Genomic DNA, 9,238 nt, shown 5'->3' with positions numbered 1-9,238 from the left:
TTAACCTTATGCCAGCCAGTCTTGAGTCCGGCCACCCCAGGCAGTGGCCGTCCCTGATTAGCCAAGCCCGCGGGCCGGATAGTCTTTTTCCTGAATATGGGCTATTCCCATTTTAATGATATCCAAATCAGGACGGCAGAAAGGCGCACTGGCCACTTCAGCAAAATGCAGGCCACCATCAGGGCGGATTAAAAACAAGCCCGGTTCGGCAAAGGGCTGATCGGTCTCATTACTGTTTAATGGTGTCGAGATATATAAGCCCAGACTGCGGGCTTGTTCAATTGCAAGGCCATAGGCAACCGTAAAATCCAGCGCTGACTCAGCGCTGAATTTTCTGGCTTTATCTTCAGGATCGGTCGAAATGGCGATAAGTTGCACATTCATTTTGGCAAAATCGTCGTGCATATCATTAAGCTGGCTGAGATATTTTTTGCAGATAGGACAGTGCAGGCCGCGGTAAATCACCAGCATTTGCCATTTATTACTTGCTGGCCGGCCAACAACAACGGTGTCATTATCGAGCGTTTTTAATGAAAATGCCGGAAAAGGGGCATTGATTTGTGCTGAAACGGGCATAATCTGACTCCTTATTACTGGTTATTACTGAGTGTGCTGCCGTTTATCAAATGTAACGGTGCTGTCGCTGACTCATTGCCCCGGCATTGTCAGATAACAGTGTCGCTGACAGATGTTACGTGCCTGGTCCGCACTCCAGGCAGGGGTTAACAACAGCGCCGGCTTTATCCAGATGATTTTGCAGGTCTTTAAGCGCGGTGCGCACCCCTTCTTCAATCACCGGATGATAAAAAGGCATGGCCAGCATCGCTGAAACGGTCATTTGTTGCTGGGCCGCCCATGCCAGTAAATGGCCAATATGCTCGGCGGCCGGACCAAACATCTCGGCTGCAGTAAACACACCGCTATCACGTCTGGCGTAGACCTTTAGTATACCCTGGTTTTTTGCAATCACTTTGCTGCGTCCCTGATCCTCAAAACAACTGCTGGCTTCAACATAGTTTTCCCGCTCCGCTGCCGGTAGCTGACAGGGTAAAGTGCCAATGCGGGCAATTTGCGGGCTGGTGAAGACCACAGAAAATGGCACATAGCGTTCAGCGTTTATCAGCGCTGGATAGCGTCCTGCATTATCGCCGGCGATCCTGCCTTCATGCGCAGCCTCATGCAGTACCGGGCGCTGTTGATTGGCATCACCCACCAGAAAAACCGGCTGATTGTCACACTGTAATGTTGACGGGTCTGTCAGTGGCACGCCTTTTTCATTTAACTTCAGGCCACTATTTTGCAGCTTTAGACTGGCAAGATTAGGTGAGCGCCCGGTTGCCAGCAACAGATAGTCGAACGACTCGGTCACCGCCCCTTTGACAGGATGGCTGAAACTGACAGACACCTGGTCGGCATCGGCGCTAATGGCGGTGACGTTGGTATCAGCATCGAAAAAAAATGCCTGATTAAAGCATTTTCTGGCATATTCGCGGATTTGCGGATCGGCAATGCCGGCAACGGCACCGCCATGGCCAAACAGGCTGACGTCGACCCCGAGCCGGCTTAATGCCTGCCCCAGCTCCAGACCAACCGCTCCGCCACCAAAGACGGCTATTCTTTTTGGCAGATCGGCTAATTCAAACAGGCTGTCAGTTGTCAGCAGCCGATTGCCAAGGCCCTGAAACCTGTTGGGAATATGTGGGCTTGAGCCGGTAGCAATGACAATGCGCGCTGCTGTTATTTCGATTTCGTCATCAACGGCCAGTACACCGGGGGCGAGAAAACGGGCAGTACCGCGAAGTTTATGCGCATCCGGAATGTCTGTCATTGATTTGAGTACCGACGCGACAAAGATATCTCTTTCATTACGTACCCGTCTGAGCACGCTTCGGCCATCAATAACCAGGTGTTTAATCTCAATACCAAACAGTCCGCTTTGTGCTGCATTGTGGGCTTGTTCTGCCGCCGCAATCAAAAGCTTGCTGGGCATACAACCGACTCTGGCACAGGTCGTGCCGTAACTGCCGCCTTCAATTAACACCAATTTGTCAGTATGCTTACGCGCAGCATTATAGGCGGTGAGCCCCGCTGTACCGGCACCAATTATGGCGACATCAACCTGTCTTCTATCCATCATATCGCTCCTGATAACATTGCTGAACCGGTTGCTGCGGGTTCAGAGTACGGCTGATTATCAGCATAGCAGAAGTCACTGCAGACACAGGATAAGCAATACACCGCGAAGGCCGGGCCATCGCTTGCCAGGCAGCAATGCACCGGCCAGCCCAATGATTTTTGAACAGGCATGGAATATGAGCTGTCACTGTTTACAGGGCTGTGCTAGGCTGAAAACAGCTAACAGGAGGTACGATGAGTAAGCAGATAGCGCCAGAATCGTCGGCTCTGGTAGTAGAAGGGGGCGCCATGCGGGGTATTTTTGCCGCGGGGGTGCTGGACGCCTTTATTGAACAGCAGTATCAGCCATTTCAGTTTGCCATTGGCGTGTCGGCCGGCTCTACTAATTTAATTGGCTATTTAGCCGGGGATCATGGCCGCAGCCGGCAGATTTTGCTTGATCATGCCCGCCGGACGGATTTTTTAAACTGGCGACGATATTTAAAAGGCGGGCATTTTTGCGACGTCAGCTGGTTATGGCATGCTTCCTTTGATGAGGTGCCGCTTAATATTGATCATTATTTGCGCCAGCAGGTGCCCCTTTATGCGGTAACAACCAGTGTCAGTACCGGCCTGGCCTGTTATTTTGAGGTCACCGGCGATAACATGCATCAGTTGTTTCCGGCCTCATGTGCCATTCCGCTAATGTATCGGGATTTTCCAGAGATCAATGGTGAACAGATGACGGATGGAGGCCTGGCTGATGCGATTCCGGTGCTAAAGGCTTATGCCATGGGGGCGCGGGATATTACTGTGGTCTTGTCGCAGCCCAATGGTTACCGGAAGCGCGTCAGCCGCTTACCGGTTTTAATGAAGCCCTTTTTTAAACAGTATCCGCAGATGTTCAGTGCCGTACTTAGCAGGACGGCGCGTTATAATCAGGCCCTGAATTTTATTGCCAGACCACCGGCCGACTGCCGGATCCACGTCATCGCTCCTCCGGCAGACTTTAATGTCAGCCGGTTTTGTCAGGATCCGCATCAGCTTGAAGCGGGCTATCAGGCTGGCCGGCAGAGCGGCTTGCAGCAGGTGACGACCAGTCGGCAACGCGCCTGCCCGACTGCAGTGGTGCGCTCTGACATCGGCTTTGGCAGCCCCGGCGTCAACCGCTGAACTGCGCTTTTTTAATAAATAACGGTCTCAGGCAGTCCGGGGCAGTCCAGCCGGAAAGCAATTTTTTTCAGGGCTTTTTGTTCCAGCTGCAAGTCGGCCGATAGTACCGTTTGCTGGGCCAGCCACTCTGGTGGCAATATCAGCTGCAGCTGCTGGGCACTGGCGCTGGCAGTCAGAGCAGGCACAAAATCATCACGCCGCTTCTGGTTCAGCAGCACAGCCAGGCGCAACAATACCAGCAGATGGATAACCTGTGGTAGCTGATACAAACTAAAAATAGGTAGCTCATCGGCCCGGATTTTGCGCCGGTGAAAACGCACCAGGCAGGCCAGCAATTGTTGCTGCTCCTGGTTAAAACCCGGCAGGTTAGCGTGTTGCAGAATATAGGCAGAGTGTTTCTGAATGCCGGAAGAATTAATATGCAGGCCAATTTCATATACCCGGCAGGCGAAACTTAATAACATGCCATCGTCATCGCTCAGCTGCCAGGCACTCTGCACCTGCTCAAATAAAGCCAGTGCGGTATGTTGCACCCGCTGGGTTTGACCATCATCAACGCTGTAGCGGCGCATCAGACTGCTGATAGTATGCTCACGAATGTCATGATGCTGCAGACGCTCACTCATTTCGTACAGCACCCCTTCTCTGAGCGCGGCGTCGACATACACCATCTCGTCAATTTGCAGCATATTAAATGCGGCGATTAAAATGGCGAGGCCAGGGCAGAGCAGCAGCTTACGATCGTCCGTTAAACCGGTTAATTCCAGTTCACTGGCATGGCTGTGTTGCAGCAGATGGCGCTTCAGGGCGGTTAAGTCATTCAGTCGCAGGCTGTTGCTGTTCCAGCCAAGGCCAGTTATGACATCTTTAATGGTTTTAACTGTACCCGAGGTACCCACGGCCTGTTGCCAGCCAGCGGTGCGAAAGCTGCTGACAATAGGTTCAAGTTCCTGCTCTGCCTGTAAAATGGCGCGTTCAAAGCGGCGTTCACTGATCTTACCCTGGCCGAAATGGCTCTGGCCATAACTGACACAGCCCATATTACGGCTGCTTAAGCGCAGCGGTTGTAAGCCTTCGCCAATCGCAAATTCAGTGCTGCCACCCCCAATATCAATGACCAGCCGCTTGGCGCTGAAATGTTCAAAATGGGCGACACCCTGATAAATAAACCGTGCCTCTTCCTGACCGGATATCACCTCTATCGGGAACGGGAATACCACCTTTGCCCGGCGCAGAAAGGTTGCTGAATTGCGGGCCCGGCGAAGGGTGTAAGTGGCAATTACCCGGACCGCATTGGGCGCAAAAGGCTGCAGGGTGTCGGCAAATTGCGCCAGCACCTGCAGACCGCGCTCTATTGCTTCTTCGCTGAGCACCAGCTCATCGTTTAAGCCTTCGGCCAGCTGGACCTTTTGCTTTTCCCGGTGCAATAGCTGTAAAGCGCCATCAACTACCCGGGCAATAACCATATGAAAACTGTTAGAGCCAAGGTCGACAGCGGCCATATAATCAGCATTTGAGGGTATTATCTGTTCTGAATCAGTCAATTGTCTGCATCAACCTGTACTGCCTGTTGTCGCGCCAGGAAGTTGTATATTTCCTGCTGGGAACGCAGATTGCGTTTATTACCGCGCTTAACATAAGCATTAGAATGTTTAGCATCAATAATACGCGCCTTAACGTTATCCCGCCACTGGATATCCAGGGTACTGATAATCTGCTGTTTAATCCGGCTGTCATAAACCGGCACGCCGACCTCAACCCGCTGGTCGATATTACGGGTCATCCAGTCGGCTGAAGAAATGTAAAGCGCAGTATCGCCGCCATTATGAAATAAATACACTCTGGCGTGTTCCAGATAGCGATCAAGAACACTGATTATTTTAATATTCTGGCTTTTCCCGGACAGTCCTGGCAGCAGTGAACACATACCACGGATAATCATCCGGATCTTTACTCCGGCCTGGCTGGCTTTATAAAGCAGCTGGACAATTTCTTCATCGACCAGATTGTTGACCTTCAGAAAGATTTCGGCTTTGCGGCCACTATTGGCAAAATCAATTTCGCGCTGAATTAAACTAAGCAGTCGTGGCCGGCTCCAGGTAGGTGAAACAATCAGATGCTGGAAATTAAAAGGCCGGTACGAGTACTGAATAAACTCAAATACCTGGTCAATTTCAGCGGTAATTTCACTGTGACAGGTAAACAGGCTCATATCCGTGTATATCCGGGCCGTTTTTTCGTTAAAATTTCCTGAGCCAATATGGCCATAACGCACCGCTTTGCCCTTTTCCTGCCGGGTGATTAAACAGAGTTTCGAGTGAATTTTTAAAGTTGTCTGACCAAAAATGACTTCGATGCCGGCTTCGGTCATTTGTCTGGCCCAGTTAATGTTATTTTCTTCATCAAACCGGGCCTTTAATTCCACCACCACCGTGACTTTTTTACCATTGCGTACTGCATCCAGTAATGAGTGAATCACCCTTGAGTGTTTAGCAACCCGGTACATGGTCATTTTGATATGGCTGACTTTCGGATCAAACGACGCCTGGCGCACCCATTCGGTAAAATAACTGAAATTATGATAAGGGTAATACAGCAGAATATCCGTGGCCCGGATAGCATCAAAGCTGGTGGGGTAGTGTTCAAAGTCGGGACTTGGCAACGGTTCCATCGGTGGAAATTCCATACTCTGATGGCCAAGGTTAGGAAAACCGATAAAGTCTTTAAAATTACGGTAACGACTGCCGGCAATCAGCGCATCGGTAGAGCTGGTACCAAGATACCGGGTCAGCACTTTCAGCATTTGCTCCGGCATCGCTGCATCGTATACCAGCCGGGTAGGCTCTGATTTTAACCGCTGCCGGATCCCTTTCGACATTTTATCTATCAGGCTCTGATCCAGGGTATCGCTGATATTGTATTCGGCATCACGGGTTAGCTTTAACGAAAAAGTGCAAATGCTGTCAAACTGAAAAAAGCCATGAAATAAATCACTGGCACAGTGATTAATAATGTCGTCCAGCAATAAAATCTGGCGCCGGTAATGGCCGTTTTTTTTCCGGGTATTCAAATGCAGCGGTAATTCAATAAAGCGGGACACTTCGGCGGTCGGCACTTCAATAATGGCATAATCGGGTTTACCACTGCCGGTCATTTCGACCATCAGGTAGGTGGTATTGTCTTCCAGGATTTTGCTAAGTGAGTTGTCAGTACTGGAGAGAATAATCGGCGAAATATGCCGTTTTACTTCACTGCGGAAAAATGCTTTTACCCAGGCAGACTGCGCCTCAGTCAGCTTGCTGTCATCAATCAGTTCGATATTGTGTTTCCGCAGCTCCAGCTGAATATCCAGATAAATTTTATTAAACTGTTTACCCAGCTCTTTAACCTGCTGCTGAATTTGCTGCAACAGGGTTTCAGCGTCTTCATGCTCCCAGGTCTGATATTTTTTCAGCAGGATCCGCCGCTTTACATCGGCGACCCGTACCCGGAAAAATTCATCCAGGTTATTTGAGTAAATCCCTAAAAACCGCAGTCGCTCTATGGGGGGGTTGCGGGTGTCGGCGGCTTCCTGCAGTACCCTGCCATTGAACGCCAGCCAGCTTAATTCGCGCGGAAATAAAGGATAGTCAGGGTTTGCCCCGATGGGTGCTTGGGATGATGCCGGCTGATCCATTCTGATTGCTCCTGCTTACTGCCTGCAAAGCACACTATGGCATTTTTATGACAAAATGATGAACACGTTCACCCGGCAAAAAAGCCGGGTGCCGATGCTGATTGTTGCAACAGCCTGATATATTCGGGGCCGGGTGGCTAGTCTGTCGCCGTTTCCACATCAACTACAATATCGGCAGCGATCGCTTCCAGCGCTTTAATCACTTCATCGCGGCTTAAACCTGCTGGCAACTGCACCGTGGCTTCAGCGTGAAATAGCGGCACCCCCCAATTCGGCGCGCTTTGTCTGTTGCTGGAAAACTGAATAATATTCGTGCCTTTGTGCTTAATAACCGACGACAGTTCACGCACAATACCCGGCCGGTCATTGCCGGTAATCACAAAGCGTAATTGCTGTTGTTTATTCAGTTCGCTGTGTTCACCTTGTTGCACTTTAATGTCTAAATCAGTGATCTGACTTAGTCCTGTTACCAGATCGCCTAAATCGGGTTCTGCCACTTCTATTTGTACGATACCGGCAAAATAACCGGCCAGGTGGCTCAGGTTACTGGCCATCCAGTTACCGTTATGGTCGTTAATTACTCTGGCCAGTTGCTCCACTAACCCTGCTTTATCTTTACCAATAACGGTAAGGACTAACTGCTTCATATGGATATTCCCTTACTATCACTTTAGATTTAACCGCTGTTAAAACGGTTGGTTAGGCGTAATATACGATAAAAAGTGTTTTAGAGTGTAGACACAACTTTCTGATTTTAAAACGCTACTTAACAAATTTTTTTGGTTTGCTGTCTTGTCATCCGATGCTGTTATAAGATAGCGCCAGCGAGTTTCATGGGATAGGTAAAAAAACAGATGGGACTATCCGGATGGCGGACAATATTGCCAGGGCTGCTGCTGGTCCTGGCTGCAGCAGGGGGCGCGTCAGCGGCTACGGCAACGTCTGACAGTACCTTATCCAGCGTTGGCTCCGATACCCTGCAGCAGGTTATGCAACTTTGGGCTGAAGAGTATCGTCGCCGTCACCCGACAGTAAACGTGCAGATCCAGAGCATTGGCTCATCCACTGCACCAGTGGCACTGATTGAAGGGACTGCGCAACTGGGACCGATGAGCCGCGCTATGCGCCAGACTGAATTACAGCAATTTGCGCAGCGGTTTGGTTATCTGCCTACTGCGGTGCCGGTCGCGGTAGACTTGCTGGCTGTGTATGTTCATCCTGATAACCCGTTAACCCAGTTAAGTCTGCGCCAGCTTGACGCCATATTCTCTGTAAACCGCCGCTGTGGCGCACCGGCCGATATCACGCAGTGGGGCCAACTGGGGTTAACCGGGCACTGGCAGCAACGCTTTATCAGTCTGTACAGTCGCAATTCTGTGTCAGGCACTTACGGTTACTTTAAACAACATGTGCTTTGCAATGGTGATATAAAAGCCCGGACTAATCAGTTAGCCGGCTCGTCCGCTCTGCTCAGGGCAATCAGTCAGTCCCGATCTGGTATTGGTTACTCCGGTATTGGTTTTGCCACAGCAGATGTTAAGGTACTGTCCCTGCAACTGCCTGATGGCAGAGCCGTTGCGCCGACTGCTGCCAACGCCCTGGCGGGCGATTACCCCCTAGCCAGGCAATTATATATTTACGTTAACCGGGCGCCAGGACAGCCGTTGACCGCCAATGAGCAGGCTTTTTTTGACCTGGTTTTATCACCGACCGGACAGCAACTGGTGCGGCAGGACGGTTTTCTGCCACTGCCGGACACCATTATCAGCTACTGGCGGCAGACGCTCGGTTTACCGGCATGGCCAGGGTCATCATGACACTCCACCAGCGCCGGGATAATCCGCATTCCTATCAGCTGCAACGTCGCCGCCGCTGGTATAACCGGCTGCTGCATGCACTGATTGGCTTATCTGGTGTCAGCGTGGTTATTATGCTGGCGGCGCTTTTTATTTACCTGTTCAGTGAAGTGATACCACTACTACGCGCTGTTAACGGCATCGCGCTGCCGCCGGTGGCTGTTGAGACGCCTGCCGTCGAGGCTGTGCCAGTCGCTCAACGTCAAGGCTGGCCGGGCGAGGTGGCATTTCGTGCTGAATCCGGTTCCGGTGATTATACCCTGCTGGCAACGGCTGCAGGAGATGCCTGTCTTTACCGCAAAAACACCGCTGCCGGCTGCCTGCAGCAGTGGTCGCTGTCAGACAGTGCTGATACCCTGACCAGTTTACGCTGGCTTGCGGCAGATCAGTCACTGCTGGCAGGTTATCAGAGCGGCCG

General features: G+C 51.0%; 8 protein-coding genes. 3 read left to right on the top strand and 5 right to left on the bottom strand.

The features are described 5' to 3' along the window. Nucleotides 1–57: 57 nt before the first annotated feature. Together R3177_RS10325 and R3177_RS10320 are read right to left on the bottom strand one after the other, a co-directional pair. Complete coding sequence (locus R3177_RS10325) at nucleotides 58–576, bottom strand: peroxiredoxin-like family protein (RefSeq protein WP_318970952.1); 519 nt, start codon at nucleotides 574–576, stop codon at nucleotides 58–60. 115 nt (nucleotides 577–691) lie between these two features. Next, nucleotides 692–2,137 (bottom strand): dihydrolipoyl dehydrogenase, encoded by a 1,446-nt coding sequence (locus tag R3177_RS10320; RefSeq protein WP_318970951.1) that lies wholly within the window; start codon nucleotides 2,135–2,137, stop codon nucleotides 692–694. A 233-nt stretch (nucleotides 2,138–2,370) separates the two neighbouring features. On the opposite strand from R3177_RS10320, the gene R3177_RS10315 reads away from it, so the two are divergent. Beyond that, complete coding sequence (locus R3177_RS10315; protein ID WP_318970950.1) at nucleotides 2,371–3,288, top strand: patatin family protein; 918 nt, start codon at nucleotides 2,371–2,373, stop codon at nucleotides 3,286–3,288. 11 nt (nucleotides 3,289–3,299) lie between these two features. On the opposite strand, the gene R3177_RS10310 is transcribed toward R3177_RS10315, so the two are convergent. From R3177_RS10310 to R3177_RS10300, 3 genes are all read right to left on the bottom strand, one after another. Further along, nucleotides 3,300–4,832, bottom strand: coding sequence for an exopolyphosphatase (locus tag R3177_RS10310; RefSeq protein ID WP_318970949.1), 1,533 nt, complete (start codon nucleotides 4,830–4,832; stop codon nucleotides 3,300–3,302). After that, nucleotides 4,829–6,964: a polyphosphate kinase 1 gene (gene ppk1, locus R3177_RS10305; RefSeq protein WP_318970948.1), complete on the bottom strand. Its 2,136-nt coding sequence runs from the start codon at nucleotides 6,962–6,964 to the stop codon at nucleotides 4,829–4,831. Before ppk1 ends, R3177_RS10310 begins: the two co-directional genes overlap by 4 nt. Nucleotides 6,965–7,101: 137 nt before the next feature. Next, nucleotides 7,102–7,611 (bottom strand): glycine cleavage system protein R, encoded by a 510-nt coding sequence (locus R3177_RS10300; protein WP_318970947.1) that lies wholly within the window; start codon nucleotides 7,609–7,611, stop codon nucleotides 7,102–7,104. A 207-nt stretch (nucleotides 7,612–7,818) separates the two neighbouring features. Here R3177_RS10300 and R3177_RS10295 point away from each other — a divergent pair, with 207 nt between their 5' ends. Both R3177_RS10295 and R3177_RS10290 read left to right on the top strand, forming a co-directional pair. Continuing rightward, the gene (locus R3177_RS10295) at nucleotides 7,819–8,781 is read left to right on the top strand and encodes a phosphate ABC transporter substrate-binding protein (RefSeq protein WP_318970946.1); all 963 of its coding nucleotides are present in this window, start codon (nucleotides 7,819–7,821) and stop codon (nucleotides 8,779–8,781) included. Beyond that, nucleotides 8,778–9,238, top strand: a 461-nt coding sequence (locus R3177_RS10290; protein ID WP_318970945.1) for a hypothetical protein, incomplete at its 3' end; no start/stop codon positions are given. The genes R3177_RS10295 and R3177_RS10290, both read left to right, overlap by 4 nt.

Source organism: Arsukibacterium sp. (genome assembly GCF_033722355.1).
GTDB lineage: Bacteria > Pseudomonadota > Gammaproteobacteria > Enterobacterales > Alteromonadaceae > Alishewanella.
The sequence above is the reverse complement of the archived record's forward strand: the minus strand, read 5'-3'. Positions and strand labels throughout refer to the sequence as shown.